Here is a 19,540-nt window from a genome sequence, read left to right as displayed (position 1 = left end):
TTATGCTGTTTTAATTGCGTTGTTACCACTAGTATGATTCAAACCGTACTTTTTATAAAGCTTTGCAGCAGCGGAAACTAAAGATTTCGCTTCTGCAATCTTAATGTCTTCAGGCACTTTTTGACCATCGGTGACATAACTAACCGGTAGTTGGTATTCAACCGCTGCACTAAGTACCTCTCCTAAAGAGTAGCACTCATCTAACTTTGTGAAAATACAGCCACTTAGTTCAATATCGTCATACGCTTGAATGATTCTCTGCAAAGCCGGATATTGCGTATTGGCTTGCGCTACCAAATATTTTTTAACTTTTGGCATTTGGCCATTATCGAACTGCTTAATTTGCTTAATTAATCGACTATCACGCTGACTAAAACCTGCTGTATCAATCAATACTAGTCGCTTATGACGAAGTTGGAACAATAAATCTGCAAGTTCTTCACTAGTTTGCGCTTTTCGCACAGTACAGCCAATAATTTTTCCGTATGTCGCTAGTTGCTCATAGGCTGCAATTCTATACGTATCAATAGTAATCATAGCCACCGATTCTGCACCATATTTCTGTGCGTAGCGGGCGGCTAACTTTGCAACCGTGGTTGTTTTACCTGTACCAGTAGGCCCGACTAATGCAACCGCACCCTGTGAGCTAAGTATATCGTTTCCGGTAACATTTATGCGATTAGCCAATAGGTTAAGAAGATATACCCACGCGTCACGTTCGTTGTAATGAGCCGGTGTATAGCTAATCAACTGAGTTGCAAGTGCACTACTCAAACCCATATCGGTTAATCGCGTGACCAAGTATTGATGAACAGGTTTTTGACGCTTGTTCTTCGCTTCCATTAGGTCAGCAACTTGATACTGCAATACGTCGCGAAGTGAAGCTAACTCTTCTTTGATTTGAGCTAGTTCAGCAGACTGGGATACAGAAGTTTCACCCATACTTGACGCTTGATGCTCAGGAAAAGTCTGTTGCTCGATAGCATCTTGTACTGGTGACTGTGTTTCAAGGTCGTCGATAAACGCTTCTGAAAAATCTAAGTGAGATGCAATTTCGTTGGCGTGCTTAGCGTTCGTTGACATTGGCTGTGCTGGTTGTGCAGAACTGCCTGCAACTGTGTTTCCACCATGCTGCTTTTCCAACAAGGCTTTTAAGCTATCAGGACCATCGTCGCCAATAATTTCACTTAAGCTAGGCACAGCCTTTTGGCCAGGCGTTTTAGCAGCGGTCTGTGGTGCCGCCTTAGGCGTGAAAAGCTTAGCTTCAGGCTCTTTGTCGTAGGCTGCAACAAGCTCAATACCGTCGGCAACTTTGCGATTTGACATGATCACGGCGTCACTGCCCAACTCAGCTTTAACCTGGCTTAACGCCTCACGCATATCTTTGCCGAAGAAACGTCTAATTTTCATTGCAACCTCTCCAATCACCCAGTGTCAGATTATTGACCGACCGAACTGACTATTTTTATTTGTTTGTCATCAGGCACTTCCTGGTAAGAAAGAACATGAAGCCCAACAACCGAATACTTTAAGAAGCGAGACAGTACGGGTCGTAGCATTCCAGAGGTAAGGAGTACCGCAGGCTCTCCCTCTAACTCTTGCTGCTGACTGGCTTGCTGCAATGATTTCTGCAGCTTGTCTGCCAGACCTGGCTCTATGCCAGCACCGTCTTCGCCACCTGCTTGAAGTGACTGGTGCAACATCTGTTCCAACTCTGGCGCCAAGGTTATGACAGGTATCTCTTTTGCCCCCTGAGTAATTTCCTGAACGATTAAACGCTTAAGGGCAATACGCACTGCAGACACCAGTACATCTGGGTCTTGGCTACGTGTACCGTACTCACTAAGCGTTTGTACAATGGTACGCATATCGCGAATAGGCACGCCCTCAAACAATAAGGTTTGCAGTACTTTCACTACCGTACTTAACGGGAGAATATCTGGTACTAGTCCTTCCACCAATTTAGGGTGCTGTTTGGCCAGCATATCTAGAAGCTGTTGCGCTTCTTCATGCCCAAGTAACTGATAGGCGTTATTTGAAAGTAACTGACTTAGATGAGTCGCCACAACCGTAGCGGCATCAACAACCGTGTATCCAAGCGTTTGCGCGTGCTCGCGCTTATTAGGCTTAATCCACACCGCATCTAGCCCGAAAGCAGGGTCTTTAGTAGCGCGTCCTTCTAATTTTCCGAACACTTGCCCTGGGTTAATGGCAAGCTCTTCGTCATGACTTATAACGGAATCGCCAATAGTGACGCCGAGCATAGCGATGGTATAAGTGTTAGGCTCTAAGTCTAAGTTGTCGCGTATATGAACAGGTGGAATAAGGAAGCCCAACTCTTGCGATAGTTTCTTACGTACGCCTTTAATTCGTGTCAACAACTCACCACCTTGAGATTTATCAACAAGCGGAATTAAGCGATAGCCCACTTCTAAACCAATGGTATCCACCTGCTGAACGTCGTCCCATCCCAGCTCTTTAACTTCAGGTGCAACAGTTTCATCTTTTGATATATTCTCTGGCAATTGAGGTTCTTCAGCTTTCTTCTTAGCTTGAACTGTCTGCCAATATGCGAAGCCCGCAATCAAAAATGAAAAACCCAAGAATGCGATATGAGGCATACCCGGAATGATACCCATGACGAAAAGCACGCCTGATGCTATATAGAGCGCTTGATTATTTCCTAGCTGACCACGGATCTCTTTACCCATTTCTTGGGTTTCGTTTTCTCGAGTAACGATAATCGCTGTTGCTACCGAAAGTAGCAATGAAGGTATCTGCGCCACCAAACCATCACCAATGGTCAAAATGGTGTAGATCTCTATGGCATTTCCAAATGAAAGACCGTGCTGAATCATGCCTATGAATAAGCCGCCAACAATATTGATAAGCATGATAAAAAGGCCGGCAACCGCATCGCCTTTTACAAACTTTGATGCACCGTCCATCGACCCGTAAAAGTCAGCCTCTGCGGTTATTTCTTCGCGACGCTGACGCGCCTGGTCTTGGTCGATATAGCCTGCATTAAGGTCGGCATCGATTGCCATCTGCTTACCTGGCATAGCATCCAAGGTAAAGCGAGCACTCACTTCTGAAATACGTCCCGCACCAGCAGTTACTACCTTGAAGTTGATAATAAGAAGGATAGCGAAGACAACAATACCTACAGCATAGTTACCACCGATAACCACAGCACCGAAGGCTTCAATCACTTTACCTGCCGCATCTCCCCCTTCGTGGCCGTACAGTAATACAACCCGCGTAGACGCAACGTTAAGCGCCAAACGCAGAACTGTCGCTATTAGGAGTACAAGTGGGAAAATACCAAAATCCACAGGGCGTTGGGTGAGTACCGCTACCAAAATAATGACGAGAGAGAGCGCAATATTAAAGCTAAACAATACGTCGAGTAAAAACGGCGGCATGGGTAGTATTACCATTCCCATGATTGCCAAAAGGACAATAGGCGCGCCTAAACCACTGGTAAAATTTTGCAGCTGATTTTTATCGAATCGCTGAAGATAACCGGATAACTGCATGGCTGGGTGTCTCTCTATCAGAAAATTGACGCTTTATGTAAATCTTCAATAGAGTTTTCAACTAACGTGCCAGCTTTATACAAAGCGGCATATACATACACCAATAGAGCCCAAAAGTATGCGACAAGTATAAAAAGGCAAAAAAAACCGCAGTAAAATAGTCACTTAGCGACGGTATTCTGGAGGGATAGGCAAATCTCGTTTAAGTGGTTTAGGACGCTTACCCTTTCCTGCCCTATGTGCTTTAAGCTGATAGACGTGTGCTAGCACCTGCGCTACCGCCATAAATAAGGCGTTCGGAATTTCATCGTCGACTTCTGTCGAATAAAAGATGGCACGAGCGAGCATAGGAGAAGGTATTAAAGGTACGTCATTGGCGGTAGCAATTTTTCTGATATGCATAGCCAATTCATCAGCCCCTTTTGCTACCACAACTGGGGCTCTGATTCCCTGTTCGTCGTACTTAATGGCTACAGAAAAGTGGGTGGGGTTAGTCACAACAACGTCTGCCTGTGGGACTTCCTGCATCATGCGTTTAGTTGCCGCCTGATATTGCAAGCGACGAATACGCCCTTTTACCATAGGGTCGCCTTCTGCATTTTTTCGCTCGTCTTTAACCTCTTGCTTGGTCATTTTCATTTCTTTATTGTGCTTATACATTTGATAAGGCACATCGATGAGTGCAATGGGGATCATGCCGCACACCAGGATAAGAAACGCCCACTTGAGCATGTCGAGTGCGTGAAAGATGTTTCCCGGATAAAGCTCCATATCAAGGTGGAGCGCTTCATCTTCAAAGAACAGTAACGCCCCAATAGCCATGCCAATTATGACCACCACTTTTGCTATGGATTTTAGCAACTCAACCAAGCCGTTCGTGCCGAACATTCGCTTGAACCCTTGAATTGGGCTCATCTTAGAGCCTTTGGGCTTCGCGCCTTCCCAAGTAAAGTTGAAACCACCAAGGGCGATAGAGCCATAAATGCCCGCTATCATAGCAACCACCATATAAAGCAATACCGCTGGACCTACCGCAGAAAAAGCTTCACCCCACGCGCCAAACATGTGGGTGATATCATAGGTTTCGTCACGAGAAAGGATGAACATTCGCTGAGTAAGTTTAAAAACAGATTCAGCAATCCAGCCGCCTACAAATAAAAACATAAAGGCACTGACGATAAGCACCAACGTAGTGGATAGTTCACGGGAACGGGCTAGCTGCCCTTTTTTTCGGGCATCTTCGAGTTTTTTCCCCGTGGGGTCTTCTGTTTTTTCGCTTGAATCTGCCATGCTCGATTATGCTCTCTCGCCTAGTTTATCCAACCAATCTGTTCACAGTCTCGCCATACTCTGCAAACGACTAGCATTGCTTGTCTAACGACAAATATTCAATAATTCACACATAAACTGTTCGGCTCTAAACCATTGGGTTTCAAAGTGCGCAGTAAAGTTATCTAGCGTTATCCAGATAATCAGTAATCCCATTACCTGAGCAATGGAAAAACCAATACTAAAAATATTCAGCTGTGGCGCAGCTTTTGTCATTACACCAAACGCCAAGTTTACGATAAGCAGCGATACGATTGGCGCAAGAGACAGGGTCACTGCCGATATAAACATCCAGCCTCCCCAGTGGGCAATGTCGCGGAACTGTTCACCGGTCCACCATGCTTCACCTATAGGAAACGCCTCAAAGCTCATGACTATCATTTGGATCATGGACAAATGCCCATCTAATGTCCAAAACAATAAGGTGGCTAGTATCAAATAAAACTGGCCTACTGCAGGCACGTTAATACCGTTTACGGGGTCAACGATTGACGCAAACCCCAAGCCGGTTTGCATTGCTATAATTTGGCCTGCAAGCACGAAGGTATTGAGCACCATCATTGATATAAAACCAATAGCAATGCCTATTAGCAATTGCTGAATAACAATTAAAAATGTGCCCACATCCACTAAATTTTCTATGGGTGACGGAGGCACTACCGGCATGATAATGAGAGTAAGCATTATACCCAACAAGGCTCTTACCTGCGGGGGAATTGATTTAGCACTCAAGCCAATCATGGCCACGAATAAGCCGCTAATGCGCATAAATGGTAGCAGCATGTCCGCAAGAAATTGATTGATGGTGGCGAGTTCGACTTCCAAAGTATCAGCCTTCTATCCCACAACCTGCGGGATCATATCAACCATTCTGAATGTAAAGTCCATAAGCTGCTGCACTAACCAGTTTCCTCCCCAACTCAGCGCAAGAAGCGTAACAAGTAAGCGCGGTAAGAAGCTCATGGTCTGTTCGTTAATACTGGTAGCAGCCTGAAATACTGCCACTACTAAGCCCACGATGAGGCTTGGGACAATCACCGCAGATACCAATACGATAACCATAAACATGGCTTCTCGCAGTATTTCTACAAAGACTTCTGGTGACATAAGCCCTCCTAGACGCCCATACCGAAGCTGGTCGCCAACGTACCGAAAATCAGGTTCCAACCATCAACCAACACGAACAACATGAGTTTAAACGGCAAAGATACAATCATAGGTGAAAGCATCATCATACCCATGGCCATCAATATAGATGCGACCACTAAGTCAATTATGAGAAAAGGAATAAACAGCATAAAACCAATTTGAAACGCGGTTTTAAGCTCACTGGTTACAAATGCTGGAATGAGGATAGTTAGCGGTACTTCATTGGTATCGGCGTATTTTCCTTCATCTCCGGCTATTCGTACAAATGTTTCTAGGTCTTTTACCCGTGTTTGGGAAAGCATAAATGCGCGCATAGGACCTTTGGCTTGCTCTAACGCATCTAAGCTGGTGAGTTGCTCGTTAAGGTATGGCTGCAAGGCTCGCTCATTCACCTCTTCAAACACTGGCGCCATAATAAACATGGATAGAAACAAACTTACGCCAATTAAAATCTGGTTTGATGGTGATTGCTGAAGGCCAATAGCCTGGCGCAAAATAGAAAGCACCACGATGATACGCGTGAACGAGGTCATCATCATGATAAACGCAGGAATAAGGCTTAGCGCTGTCATGATAAACAGCGCTTGAAGCGTCATACTGTAATCTTGAGAACCATCTTGATTAGTCGTTACCGTTACTGCTGAAATCCCCTGCTGAGCATAAGCAGGCTCCACAACAAGCAATAGCGGTAGGGTTAAAAGTAGCCAGGCAAACTTACGCATCTCTCGACTCTTCCTGTGTTTGATTTTTTTCTATGTTGGGGTTGAGCTTTCCTGCCATGGCTGCAACAAGCTTTTGTTTAAACGCCTCAGCCCCATTTTGCTGCTCTCCTGTGGCTTTATTTAGTCCTTTCACCGGCACATCGAGGTTTTTATCTAACTTACTTAGATGTGAGATATTGTGACTAGTAACACCAATAAGGTGCTGTTCGTCGCCCACTTGGATCACCATGATTTTCTCTTTTGTGCCAACAACCATGCTGGCTGCCACTTTCATTTGGTTTGTGCCCATCGCAGTGACATTAAATCGACGCATTACATACGCTAAGGCGAAAATAACGCCTACGACCACCAGTAAGGAAAGGAAAATTGACAGTATCGATGTGGGATTGGTGATTGATTGAGTCGACTGTGCAAACGCAAGCTGACTAAATAAAAGGGGCAGCATTGCGCAACCCCTTAGTTTATAAGAAGTTTTATCTGAGCTTCTTGATTCTCTCAATTTGACTAATAACATCCGTTAATCGAATACCGAATTTGTCGTTGACCACTACTACTTCTCCATGAGCAATCAACGTGCCATTAACTAATACATCTAGTGGCTCACCGGCAACACGATCCAGCTCCACCACAGACCCCTGGTTCAACTGTAGCAGATTTCGGATACTAATTTGACTACGACCGACTTCCATCGAAATAGTCACTGGAATATCTAGAATGGTATCTAGCTTTTTCTTCTCTTCTTGCGTAATTGGCGCATCATCTGTTAATTCGTCAAGTTCGGCAACTTGCACGTCTTCGTTATCGCCATTTTCTTGTTCCGCCTCAGATTCGGCTTGCTCGGCCATTGCCGCTGCCCAATCGTCCATACCGTCTTCACTCATGGGAACTCCCCTCTACCTTACAGGTCTTCTTCGAGTACTTGCAGCTCTGCGTCATTATCAATAATGCGCCCACCGCGGGTTAATAACTGTAGCTCAGACTTCACTGAAGTCGGTCTTGCAATTTTCTCTACTATTTTCAGCGCCAAATTATCGCGACTACGACCTAGTTTGGCTCTAAACGTAGGTAAATCCTCAATTAATACTGTGATGGTTTCCGGCATTTCCACAGGTATGATATCCCCGGGCTTAAACTCCATCACATCGCGAAGCGGTACATCCACATCTAGCATGTGCGTGGTTAAACCTACTTTCACATCCATAATTTCATCGCGAAGCGCCTTACTCCAACGTAAATCTGTATCTTCTTTATCGCTTTGAACACCCGCATCGAGCAATTCGCGAATAGGCTCTAGCATTGAGTATGGCAAGGACACGTGGAAGTCGCCACCGCCACCATCAAGCTCTATATGGAACGAACTAATGACCACCACTTCAGTCGGACTCACAATGTTCGCCATGGCTGGGTTTACTTCTGAGTCTAAATATTCAAAAGACACGTCCATGACAGGCGCCCAGGCTTCTTTATAATCTTCAAAGATTATTTTAAGCAGCATCTGGATAATGCGGCGTTCTGTTGGCGTGAACTCCCGGCCTTCAATTTTCGCATGGTATCGGCCATCGCCGCCGAAAAAGTTATCTACCAAAATGAATACTAAGCGGGCTTCCATGGTAATAAGCCCCGTGCCTTTGAGTGGACGGAAACGCACCATGTTCAAACTCGTTGGAACGAATAACGTATGAATGTACTCGCCAAACTTGATCATCTGAATACCGTTAATCGATACCTCAGCTGAACGTCGCATCATGTTGAACAAACTTACACGCATGTGACGGGCAAAACGTTCATTCACAATTTCGAGCGTAGGCATACGCCCACGCACAATTCTATCTTGCGAGGAGAAGTCGTACTCGAGCGTAGAAGCATCAGAGTCGCTACTGCCGACCTCTTCCTCTTCTACATCATCTACCCCGTGTAATAGGGCATCGATTTCATCTTGAGATAATAAATCACTCACCGTCTTCTACCTTACTTAGCCAATGCATTACTGCATGACAAAACCAGTGAACAATACGCGCTCTACAACGTCGCTGCCCGTAATGTCCTTCAATGCTTTTTGCACTTCAGTTACCGCTTGTTCACGAAGCTCAATTTTACCCGCTTCTGTAACCAAGTCGTCTGCATTTGACGTACTGAAAGCTTGCAACAGCGTACCCTCAATAAGCGGTATATGCGTTTTTGCTAACTCTTCGTTGTCAGAGCCACGTACTAATAGCTGTACTTTAATTTGAACAAGCCTGTCTCGGCCCGACCCCGGCACGTTGAAAACGAAAGGTCTTGGCATAGCAACGTAGAGCGCCGTGCCTATCTCAGCATTACCTGAAGCCGCCGGTGCACTCTCAGCTGCGGCCGCAGCATCAGCTTCAGCCAATTCTTCGGCTGCAGGCTCATCGCCACCCGCGAAAAGCAAGAAATAAGCGGCAGCACCCCCACCGACCAGAACCACGGCAATAATGATAATCAACATCATTTTGCCTTTCTTTTTACCGCCTTCTTCTACCTGTAACTCTTCATCAGCCATGTGTAACTCATCAGTAATATTAAAAAAAACGTATTATCAATTTTCCACTGCAAATGGCAATGCCATAATTAGTATCTACAGCTTGTTGATACTGTAGCAGTAACCATTCACTCGCATTAAGCAGCGTTTCATTGAACCGTTCCCTCGGAATTAAACGAATACTCCAAACATAGCAGTCTTAAAATAATCTCACCATGCTACCTATTGATAATAGTTTTGCTTAATTTTAAGCATAGAAATCAATTCCACCCTTGGCTGCCCGCGTCACTGATTGCTCAATAATCCGCGTTTCACCCATGTCGTCTAAACCGTCATTTTCTCCACGGTTTCCGGTGCCATTTCCTCTGCTATTATCGTTTGCAAGTTGCTGGCCATTTTCGTTACCTGACGAATTATCTTTTCTTACTTCAGCATCACCTAACTCAATGCCTTGCTCAGAAAGCATATCTCGTAATTTAGGCATGGCATCGGCTAGCGCTTCCTTTGCTTGTTGAGATTGCACAACAAAGCTTACGCTTGCTGCGTCACCTGCAACGTTCACCCGAACCTGCATACTGCCCATTTCCGGCGGATCAAGTCGAATTTCAGCCATGGTATTGCGCGCGTTAACCATCCAGCGAATTTTTTCATTTAGCTGCTGCTGGCCTTCTGGCTTATGAATGTTGACCGCTTTATCAAAGCCTTCAAACTGCTGCTGAGATTTTGACGCTTCAGCGCGAAGCTGTGAGTTTTCCTGTATTACCGTATCGGTTTGTCCTACCATACTTGCGAAAGCTTGTTGGGCGCTGGCCTGTGTTTGCGTCATCAAGTTAAGAAACTGACTCGCCTGGCTATCGACCCTAGCAGTCATCGATGCAATAACGTCAGTATTCACTGCCGCTTCTTTGGCGGCATCAGTCACAATAGCCGACAAATCAATGCCAGGCTCTCTACCTTGCTGAACTTGTTGCTGAAATTCATTAATACCGGCAATGATATTTGCCTTCACAGCTTGTTGTTGTGCACCACTTGGCATTACTGTAACTACACGTTCAGCAAATGCCTCGGTAGCTTTTTGTGCAGTTTGTGGGGAAAGTTCACTTAATGCAGTTAATAAGTCGCTTTGTGGATCACCGGTCATTTCAAAGCCATTGTTTGGAGGTATAGCACTTTGGTTATTCATCACTGACGCTGTGTCAGTTACCGCTACCTTACTTTTGTCTGCCACGCTACTATTTACAGCACCACTTTCTAGAACAGCTCCGTCAGTGATTGCGTCAGAATACAAGGCTTCTAATTGAGAGCTGGCTTCATCTGAAGATGATTGCTGCATCGTTTTAAGCTCATCAGATAACAGACTTAATACAAGCGATTCTTCTGCAGCATTTTTACTATTTGCCTGCGCTTCCTCAGTCCCATTGCTTACACTTTGTTCTGCACTGCTATCGCTTTCTTTTTGCTGTAAGAGTTGCGCTATTAGCGTTGAAAGTTCATTGGCATTTGAATCTAACTTATCGTTGACAAGAATTTCTGGTTGTTCAGCGTTCGCTTCGCCGTTAGCACTATTTTGTTCGCTGCCGGCGCTATCTTGTTCGCTTTTGCCGCCAACTAATAGTTCGGTTAAAGCACTCAGCGTTTGTTGTGCGTCATTCGAAAGAGATTCGAAAGCGATTTGCCCCTCACTTCTGCCACTATTTAACTGAGAAAGTAAATGTGCCATTACCGAGGGAACGTCGCTTGCATCTACACCGTCAGGGATCTTCCAAAGCTTTCCGTTTTCTTCAACAGAAAGAACATTAACCGTCTCGTCTGAAGCTTCAGAAATACCATTGGTTGTTCTGTTTCCAGATGGCACTTGAGCTTGTTCTGTTTCATCAGCTTTAGCAAAGCGATCCGCTAGGCTTGCAACATAGGCAACCCAGTCTGGTTCTTCATCAACCTTATCCGGCTTTCCATCAGGCGTACCTGGCGTGGTAATGATGCCTGCCTCAGCATCTTTTTTGCCGCCTTTTCCAATAACAAAATCGACTTCGGTTACGCCTTTTTGTTCAACCCCACCTTCAGTGTCATCTACCGTCAAACTGGCCTTTTCTTTATCGCCCGAGTTGAGCTGTGCTTCTGTCTTTTCTTCTATCTCTTTTCGAGCAAAGGCAGCATTTTCCTCTTTTGTAACTGGCGCTGACTCTGCAGGATTGTCTGTTACTTTCTCGTCACTAGGAAGATTGGTATGGCCCGCATCCCGGTCTTTTCCCTTTTTTACCGTTTCATTAGAAACTGAAGTATTAGCAGATGAGCTGGTCGAACGGCTTCTATCCCGAGACTGAGAGTTAAATGTCTCTTTGTCATTTAAAACAAAATCTGATTTGCTTGACTTTGCTTCCTGATAAAGTCGATTAAATGCTTGGTTGTTTTCGCTATTCGCTTGCTGTTGCGTACCAATACCTGTTTCAACCGCTTTAGCTGTGCTAGAAGCAGAAAAAGGTAATGCGGCAATGTCTGTTTTATGTGCGGCAACTTGTTGCATATTGTCCTACCGTCCTACATTTATCTCGTCTTTCACCAAAAAGACGTTATGTGATGCGAATCAATCACTGGGCGTTATTTTTATACAGACCGAGAGAAGTAAATCGCAAACCCACCAACGCTTATCTAAATTTCAATCACTTAGCTCTACGCAGATAACCTTTATGGCTATCGTTTGGCATTAGGTTTTATGCTCGCTTTCGTTGAATTTCATACTTTGTAATAAGTGTAGAACTTCAAAAAACACTGTTAGAGCGTAATAACCATTGCATTAAAACTAAGGCGCGCTGTTACATTTCATATTGATTTAGCAAGGGTTGAGCCAAAGTGGCTTGAGAACATACTATTTATTAGAAAGGAGAGCGCTTAGCTCTGAAAAATCGTTGTGTGGCAAATTCATCCATCATGGCCTGCTCGGCTTTGGCTTCTTTTTTCTGTTCAGCCAATTTTTTCTTATCAAGCAACAAGGTAACGGTTTTGACTTTCTGCTGCTGCTTTAGCCATATTTGCTTGCGCTGGTCCGCTGCCATTTGTGCGCGAGCAATCACTTGCATTTGCTGTTCACACGCTTTATCTAATTTTCCAACAAAGGATAAGTGTTGTTGATAATAGGTAGCCGTAACGCCGGCTTGACCGGTTTGTTGAATACCTTTGATATAATCAATGCGATACTGCTCAAGGCTAGTTAGTTTTTGCTTTTGCTGATTAACGTTCTGCTGAGCCTGCTGGTAATACTGGGCTTCTCGCTGCTCTTTTTCTCGCTCAAACTCGGCTAGACGCTCTAGTTGTTTAGACATTTTTAGCGCCCTTACTCAAAAATTCTGACTTCTTCTTCAAGAGCGTTCTATTACTTTTTGCTAAAAAAGCCATCATCCCTGCCCTAACCCTTTGGCGAGGGCTGCCATACCTTCTAGGCATTCGTCATAAGGAATGACTTGCTTCATTCCTTGCTGCAACAAAGCATTGATAGCGGGCTCTGCACGAATGGCTAAATCTATACGTGGGTCTGACCCTTTAGCATAAGCGCCAATAGAAATAAGATCTTGGTTTTGTTTGTAGTTTGAGTAAACCTGGCGAATACGACGAGCCATAAGTTGATGCTCTTCACTAACAACCATAGGCATTACACGGCTTATCGACGCTTCAATATCAATTGCGGGGTAATGACCGCTATCAGCAAGAGTTCGAGATAAGACCACGTGACCGTCTAAAATGGCACGAGCAGCATCTGCTATGGGGTCTTGCAAATCGTCGCCTTCAGTTAATACCGTATAAAAAGCCGTAATAGAGCCCTGTCGCTCGCTACCGTTGCCAGCACGCTCTACCAATGCAGGAAGCCGAGCAAAAACCGAAGGCGGATAGCCTTTGGTTGCTGGAGGCTCACCCACAGCCAGCGCAATCTCGCGCTGAGCCATGGCATAACGGGTTAAAGAATCTATGAGCAACAGCACTTTCATGCCTTTGTCACGAAAATATTCAGCAATGGTGACCGCTGTTTCACAGCCCTTTAAACGCATAAGCGGTGAAGTATCAGCAGGTGCAGCCACTACAACTGCACGTTTGCGCTCTTCTTCTGTTAGGATTTCATGAATAAATTCTTTTACTTCTCGGCCACGCTCTCCGACAAGCCCTACAACAACCACATCGGCTTCACAGCCCCGGGTCATCATGCCCAATAACACACTTTTACCTACCCCACTTCCTGCGAAAAGCCCCATACGCTGACCTACACCAACCGTATTGAGTGCGTTAATGGCGCGTACGCCGACATCCATAGGTGCGTTTATTGGCCGGCGAATAAGCGGGTTCATTGGCGGTCTAGTTGTTGGCGCCCGGGCTTCGGCATTTATCTCACCTAAACCGTCAAGGGGCTGACCATTGCCATCTACCACACGCCCTAAAAGCCCCATACCTACTGGCAAACCACTTTGTCGGTTTAACGGCATCACGCGGCTTCCAGGCACAATACCGCGCACCGCTTCGGTGGGCATTAAATAGGTTATATCATCGCCAAAACCAACCACTTCAGCTTCTATTTCACCTTCTATAGTTTGCACTAAACACTGACTACCAACGGGTAGCTGACACCCCACCGCTTCGAGAGTTAAACCGATACCACGAACTAACTTGCCGGCAGCAACAACCGGCGGAGAAGAAACCTGTTTTGTGAGGGATTCAAAATGCGAATGCCAAGGGCTAGTCATCTGACAAACCTTGGTTTAGTAAAAATTTATCTATAACGTTACGACACCGGCGCTCAACAGACACATCTACAGCATTTTGTGCAGTGGTAATATCGCAACCGCCACGTTCCATTGCTGGGGCTTCAACCAAACTCCACCCTTTTTTGGCAATTTCTTCATCGCCGAAATGCGCTTTTACCAATTCAATATCGTCTGGGTTCATGTGAATTTGATAGTCTGCTTGATTAATGGGTAACGCCTTAATGCCTTCGCTTAACGCTTGAAGTATCACCTGTTGGTTAGTGCTAACTTCTGTTTTAATCACAGCTTTTGCGAGTGTTACGGCAAGTTTAACCAACTGGTCACGGGTTTCATCGTTAGCTTGCGAAAGTGGGTCGTGGAATTTTTCAGCAAGCATTTGCCACACTTCGGCTTGGGTTGCCATTTGCTGGCGACCTTCTTCTAAACCTTGTTCCAAACCTTCGTTATGACCTTGCTCTTTACCTTCGGCCAAGCCTGTTTCAAGACCTTCAGCTTTACCTTCTTCAAAACCTTTTTCTTTGCCTTCCTGAAAACCTTCATCATAGGCAGCCTGGCGAATAGCTTCTATCTCTTCAGCAGTAGGAGGCTTGATTTCTTCTTCAACTTCAGGGGGCTCATACTTCCAATCTGACCGTTTGTTCAGTGCATTGGTTGTCTCGTCTTTTTTAGATGCCCTTGGATCATCAACAAATGGCAGATCCCACGCTTTAGCTTCGTTTATCTCGTTTTCACTGAAATTTTTATTACCAGACATGTTTTTTACCAGAGACATTTTATTTCGAGGCTATTTATTACAAGGCCTAGTTCTACTTCGGCTGCAGCCGTAAGGGCATAAGAGCGCTTACAAGAACTCTTCACCGCCACCGCCGCCAAGCATAATTTCACCTGAGTCAGAAAGTCGACGGGCAACAGATAGAATTTCTTTTTGTGCAGTTTCGACTTCACTGATACGAACAGGACCAAGCGCTTCCAAGTCATCGCCAAGCATTTCAGCAGCACGCTTGGACATGTTGCGCATAATTTTATCTTTAAGCTCTTCGTCAGCGCCTTTAATGGCTTTAAGCAGCGCGTCTTGCTGTACTTCGCGCAGTATTGCCTGAATGCCCTTGTCGTCTACATCGACTAAGTTGTCGAATACAAACATCAGGTCCTGAATTTGCTGGCTCATCTCTTCGTCTTGCTCGCGGATAGCGTCCATTAGCTGACCTTCTATCGCGGTATCCAAGTAGTTCATGATGTTCGCTGCAGACTTCAAGCCGCCCATTTTCGCCGCTTGCGTTCCCGCTTGACCTGCGAACTGTTTCTCCATGATTTCGTTTAGTTCTTGCAGTGCTGCTGGCTGAACTTCTTCTAGATTCGCAATACGCATCAACAAATCAAGACGTACTTTTTCTGGGAATTGCGCCAAAATTTCAGCGCTTTGCTCAGGCTCTAGATAAGACAGTACAATGGTTTGGATCTGCGGGTGTTCGTTACGAATAATGCTCGCCACCTGCTTAGAGTCCATCCATTTCAGTGAATCTAGACCTTTTGCGCCACTGCCCATTAGGATCTGATCGATAAGGTTTGCCGCCTTGTCTTCACCTAAGGCCGCAGTTAGCGCTCGTTTAACAAAGTCTTGGCTCTGGAAGCCAATAGTGCTGTAGTTCTGAATCTCTTCAATGAAGTGTTTGTGAACTGACGTAATTTTGGTTTGCGTCATATCGTCCACTTTCGCCATTTCAGAACCCAGCTTCTGCACTTGTTTTGGTTCAAGATGCTTTAATATCTGCGCCGCATCCTCCTCAGATAAGCTAAGTAGTAAGATGGCCGCTTTTTCTACGCCTTCTAATTTACTGACGTCGTATGACGGTTCTTCAACATTGGCAAGTTCTTCAGCCATAATCTTATCTCACTACTCGTCTTGCATTAACCAGCCCTTCACTACCTGGGCTGATAATTCTGGTTCATTGGCCACTAGGGCACGTACGGCTTTAAGTACATCTTCGTCTTTGTGTAGATCAGGTAGCATCAGTGAGCCATCTGGCGCAAAGCCTACCTGCCCTTCGTCAAAGTCAGACGTTAACATGCTAATGGTGTCATCGCCTAAGTCTAAGCCTTCATCAGCGTCAAATTCATCTGCTTCGTTAGACTCATCAGGGTTGATAAGACGACGCAGCATAGGTCGAATTACAAAGATGATAAGTACTATTATAACCAAGCCACCAACAACTAGCTTAAGAATTGGCAGAAATCCTGGCTGTTCCCACAAAGGCGCATCTTCAATTTCACCTGCATCCATACGAGTAAAGGGTACGCTAACCACTTCTAGCGAGTCGCCGCGGGTTACATCAAAGCCGATTCCGCCCTGTAAAAGCCTACGAATGTTAAGAATTTCTTCTTGTTTGCGTGGGGTTGGCGTTATAGCGCCGTCTTCGCCTGAAACCTGGGCATAGTCCACTGCCACCGACACACTTAGTCTGCGGATCACACCTGTCTGCTTTTTGGTATGACTAATGGTGGTATCAAGCTCGTAGTTACGAGTCGATTCTTTCGCTGTGCGCCCTGGCATAGTTTGCTGATTACCGCCCACAGCATTTTCTGGAATATTAGAATCTAACGGAGGCTGATTTGACAATGCACCAGGAATACCACCAACACCGCCACCCACGCTGTTCTCTTCCATGATCATTTCACTGCGAATCGCAGGTAAATCAGGATTGTAGCTGCGCTGGGTTTGCTCCATAGCAGTAAAGTCCATCGTAACGTCAGCTTGCGCCGTGTAGTTACCTATGCCCAAAACTGGAATGAGTATGGCGTCGATTTTTTCTAAGTACTCTTGCTCGCGCTGACGTTCAATTTCGTATTCTTTTCTGGCACGGGCACTCATTGAATCTTGTGAACCCGAATTAAGCAGGCGGCCATTGCTGTCTGTTACTGTTACTTTAGACGGCTCCATGTTTTGAACTGCAGATGCCACGATATCGACAACCGCATCAACCTCTTCACCGGCAATAACGGCACCGCGCTTAGCCGTTAGCACAACGGTTGCAGACGCTTTCTTCTCTCTACGTGCAAACACGTTCTCTTTTGGCATAGCTAAAAGAACACGGGCTTTTTGAATACTGGCGATATCTTCAATGGTTGCAGCAATTTGTTGCTCGCGGGCGTGTTTTAAACGTTCCATTTCAACACGCTGGCTAACACCAAACCCCATATCCTGCATAATGATATCGGTACCAGCATCAGAGGCCTTGGTTAACCCTTGGCGGGTCATGCCCAAACGGATATTTTGAAATTCGTCACTTCTTACATAAACAATATTGCCCTCAAGCTTATAGTCGATTTGGTTTGCGTCCATATAATCGAGAGTTTCAATAAGCTCTTGGGTTTCCATTTTCGCAAGGGGGCGATAATCAGGTTCTTGCGACCAGATAAGAATAAAGATTGCGATGGCAACGCAGATGACCAAAACAACCACAAGAGCCATTTGGCGCATCATATCTGCACTGCCTAACGTATCCATAAAACCAGATTTGTTTTCTGGCTCATTGTCCACTGCTTGATTTTGATCAGGAACCGTAAGGTTTGTACCTGTAGCTTCAGCCATAACCTACTCCACCTACACCGGCATATTCATTATTGTTTTATAGGCTTCAAGTACTTTGTTACGTACTTGAACAGTGGCTTCAAAAGCAATACCCGCCTTTTCTTTCGTCAGCATAACTTGCGCTAAACTTAAACTTGGGTCGCCCATTTCAAACCGTTGCTGTGCATCTTTTGATTCGAGCTGCATGCCATTTACACCATCAACCGCATTCTTAAGCATGGTCGAGAAATCACTTGCCGAGCTATTAACTTCACTAAGCGGCTGCTGTTGAGGCTCATTAACTTGAAGACGAGTTTGCCCAATCATGTTCTGCATTTCTTGATACAAACTATTGGCTTTAACGTCCATAACCACTCCTAGCGTTTCTTTAAAAACCGTCTGAATATCGGCGTATAACTTATGTATAGAAGGGATTTAGCAAAGGGCTTGCCAACTTTAAAAACCATTTAATATCAGACAGATACAGGGAAAATGAGAGGGTAAGCCAAATTTATGGCGTTTGCTTTAATGTGAGTAACAAAAAACCGCCGCCTTTTTCACTACAGAGGCGACGGATAATGAGGATACACTTTATTAAGGTTTAGGTAGATAATATTGAGGTCATCGATACCTTAGGCTGGCACTTCAATACCATCTTCACGCATACGCGCTAGTTTATAACGTAGGGTACGAGGGCTTATACCTAGCTTTTCTGCTACGTCTTTGCGCTTACCATTACAAGATACCAAGGTATCAAGAATAATTTGGTGCTCTTGATAACGAAGCTCCGAGCCCAATTTGTTGTCTTCAACCTGCTCTTGTGCAACTTCAAGCGGGGCCGACATGTCTTCGTCAATCATTAGATCGCTAGCATCTATTTCATTGTTTTCACAAAGAATAAGCGCGCGTTGAACCACGTTCTCCAATTCTCGAACGTTTCCTGGCCAGCTATATTGCGACAATTTATTGCGTGCAGCAGCACTTAATCTGATGGTACCCAAACCCTGTGAACTGGCGTGACGCTGCACGAGATGCTCTGCGAGAGGTACAATGTCGCCTGGACGTTGAGCTAGGGGCCGCCACTCGATTGGGAAAACATTTAAGCGGTAGTATAAGTCTTCTCTGAATTCGCCTGCATCTACCGCTTTTCTTAAATCTCGGTTACTCGTAGCAATAACTCGCACATTAAGTTTAACGTTTTTTCGGCCGCCAAGGCGTTCTACTTCACGCTCTTGTAACACGCGCAGTAATTTAGCCTGCAGTGCCAAATCCATCTCAGTTATTTCATCAAGTAGCAGGGTGCCGTCTTGAGCTTGTTCGAACTTACCCGGACAAGCCTGAATAGCGCCGGTAAAGGCCCCTTTTTCGTAACCAAACAAAGTGGCTTCCAACATATTTTCTGGAATAGCAGCACAATTGATGGCGACAAAAGGCGCATCGCTTCGCGGTGACTGATCATGAATATATCGAGACAGTACCTCTTTACCCGATCCACTTGGGCCCATAACCATAACGGTAGCTTCAGACTTCGCAACTTTCCGCGAAAGCTCAAGTAGCTTCAAACTTGAAGGGTCAGCTACGATTGGAGTACGTGATTCAATTTTTTGTGCAGGCGCGTAGCGCCCCACTAAGTTAAGTAATACTTCTGGCGCAAAAGGCTTTGAAAGGTAGTCAGTTGCACCATCTCGCATTGCCTGAACCGCATCATCAATAGTGGCGTAGGCCGTCATTAACAGCACAGGCATATTAGGGTATTTAGCTTTAATGCTTTTTAGCAGCGTTAAGCCACTCATTTCTCCCATTTGAATATCACTAACCACCAGATCCACATTCTGTGACGATAGCATCATCAATGCTTGTTCCGCGCAATCGGCAGCAACCACGTTATAGTTACCTAGCAAAAGGGTGTCTAGGAGCGCTTCGCGTAAACCTGCGTCATCTTCAACAATTAAAATGGTAGTTTTAGACATTATTCTCTCCTATGA

General features: G+C 45.3%; 18 protein-coding genes. All 18 read right to left on the bottom strand.

The genetic code is table 11. From position 1 onward, the window contains the following. Positions 1-1,410, bottom strand: a complete 1,410-nt coding sequence (flhF, locus tag ACXAFM_RS14320; RefSeq protein WP_474831502.1) for a flagellar biosynthesis protein FlhF — start codon at positions 1,408-1,410, stop codon at positions 1-3. Positions 1,411-1,439: 29 nt separating this feature from the next. Beyond that, complete coding sequence (flhA, locus tag ACXAFM_RS14315; RefSeq protein WP_474831504.1) at positions 1,440-3,539, bottom strand: flagellar biosynthesis protein FlhA; 2,100 nt, start codon at positions 3,537-3,539, stop codon at positions 1,440-1,442. A gap of 165 nt (positions 3,540-3,704) precedes the next feature. Continuing rightward, positions 3,705-4,829 carry a flagellar biosynthesis protein FlhB gene (flhB, locus tag ACXAFM_RS14310; protein WP_474831506.1) on the bottom strand — a complete coding sequence of 375 codons (1,125 nt, stop codon included), beginning with the start codon at positions 4,827-4,829 and terminating at the stop codon, positions 3,705-3,707. 84 nt (positions 4,830-4,913) lie between these two features. Further along, entirely contained in the window at positions 4,914-5,693 is a 780-nt protein-coding gene (gene fliR, locus ACXAFM_RS14305; protein ID WP_474835018.1) for a flagellar biosynthetic protein FliR, read from the bottom strand. 12 nt (positions 5,694-5,705) lie between these two features. Then, the gene (fliQ, locus tag ACXAFM_RS14300) at positions 5,706-5,975 is read right to left on the bottom strand and encodes a flagellar biosynthesis protein FliQ (RefSeq protein ID WP_012517675.1); all 270 of its coding nucleotides are present in this window, start codon (positions 5,973-5,975) and stop codon (positions 5,706-5,708) included. Between the two features lie 8 nt (positions 5,976-5,983). Then, the gene (fliP, locus tag ACXAFM_RS14295; protein WP_474835016.1) at positions 5,984-6,739 is read right to left on the bottom strand and encodes a flagellar type III secretion system pore protein FliP; all 756 of its coding nucleotides are present in this window, start codon (positions 6,737-6,739) and stop codon (positions 5,984-5,986) included. Beyond that, positions 6,732-7,184: a flagellar biosynthetic protein FliO gene (gene fliO, locus ACXAFM_RS14290; protein ID WP_474835014.1), complete on the bottom strand. Its 453-nt coding sequence runs from the start codon at positions 7,182-7,184 to the stop codon at positions 6,732-6,734. The genes fliP and fliO overlap by 8 nt, the downstream gene beginning before the upstream one ends. Positions 7,185-7,212: 28 nt before the next feature. Beyond that, positions 7,213-7,620, bottom strand: coding sequence for a flagellar motor switch protein FliN (gene fliN, locus ACXAFM_RS14285; RefSeq protein WP_474831515.1), 408 nt, complete (start codon positions 7,618-7,620; stop codon positions 7,213-7,215). 17 nt (positions 7,621-7,637) lie between these two features. After that, positions 7,638-8,696 (bottom strand): flagellar motor switch protein FliM, encoded by a 1,059-nt coding sequence (gene fliM / locus ACXAFM_RS14280; protein ID WP_118489991.1) that lies wholly within the window; start codon positions 8,694-8,696, stop codon positions 7,638-7,640. 27 nt (positions 8,697-8,723) lie between these two features. Beyond that, positions 8,724-9,260: a flagellar basal body-associated protein FliL gene (fliL, locus tag ACXAFM_RS14275; RefSeq protein WP_474835012.1), complete on the bottom strand. Its 537-nt coding sequence runs from the start codon at positions 9,258-9,260 to the stop codon at positions 8,724-8,726. 226 nt (positions 9,261-9,486) lie between these two features. Continuing rightward, positions 9,487-11,763, bottom strand: a complete 2,277-nt coding sequence (locus tag ACXAFM_RS14270; protein WP_474835010.1) for a flagellar hook-length control protein FliK — start codon at positions 11,761-11,763, stop codon at positions 9,487-9,489. A 349-nt stretch (positions 11,764-12,112) separates the two neighbouring features. Further along, complete coding sequence (gene fliJ / locus ACXAFM_RS14265) at positions 12,113-12,559, bottom strand: flagellar export protein FliJ (RefSeq protein WP_474835008.1); 447 nt, start codon at positions 12,557-12,559, stop codon at positions 12,113-12,115. A gap of 72 nt (positions 12,560-12,631) precedes the next feature. Then, positions 12,632-13,966, bottom strand: a complete 1,335-nt coding sequence (gene fliI / locus ACXAFM_RS14260) for a flagellar protein export ATPase FliI (protein WP_474835006.1) — start codon at positions 13,964-13,966, stop codon at positions 12,632-12,634. After that, positions 13,959-14,741: a flagellar assembly protein FliH gene (fliH, locus tag ACXAFM_RS14255; protein WP_474835004.1), complete on the bottom strand. Its 783-nt coding sequence runs from the start codon at positions 14,739-14,741 to the stop codon at positions 13,959-13,961. The genes fliI and fliH overlap by 8 nt, the downstream gene beginning before the upstream one ends. Positions 14,742-14,828: 87 nt before the next feature. Further along, complete coding sequence (gene fliG / locus ACXAFM_RS14250; RefSeq protein ID WP_025254367.1) at positions 14,829-15,869, bottom strand: flagellar motor switch protein FliG; 1,041 nt, start codon at positions 15,867-15,869, stop codon at positions 14,829-14,831. Positions 15,870-15,881: 12 nt separating this feature from the next. Continuing rightward, positions 15,882-17,576 carry a flagellar basal-body MS-ring/collar protein FliF gene (gene fliF, locus ACXAFM_RS14245; RefSeq protein ID WP_474835002.1) on the bottom strand — a complete coding sequence of 565 codons (1,695 nt, stop codon included), beginning with the start codon at positions 17,574-17,576 and terminating at the stop codon, positions 15,882-15,884. A 12-nt stretch (positions 17,577-17,588) separates the two neighbouring features. Beyond that, positions 17,589-17,924 carry a flagellar hook-basal body complex protein FliE gene (gene fliE, locus ACXAFM_RS14240; protein ID WP_014997639.1) on the bottom strand — a complete coding sequence of 112 codons (336 nt, stop codon included), beginning with the start codon at positions 17,922-17,924 and terminating at the stop codon, positions 17,589-17,591. Between the two features lie 263 nt (positions 17,925-18,187). Beyond that, positions 18,188-19,525, bottom strand: coding sequence for a sigma-54-dependent transcriptional regulator (locus tag ACXAFM_RS14235; RefSeq protein ID WP_474835000.1), 1,338 nt, complete (start codon positions 19,523-19,525; stop codon positions 18,188-18,190). Between the last annotated feature and the right edge of the window lie 15 nt (positions 19,526-19,540).

This window comes from Alteromonas sp. ABD4_190 (assembly GCF_056160105.1).
This window is presented reverse-complemented; position numbering and strand designations above follow the sequence as displayed.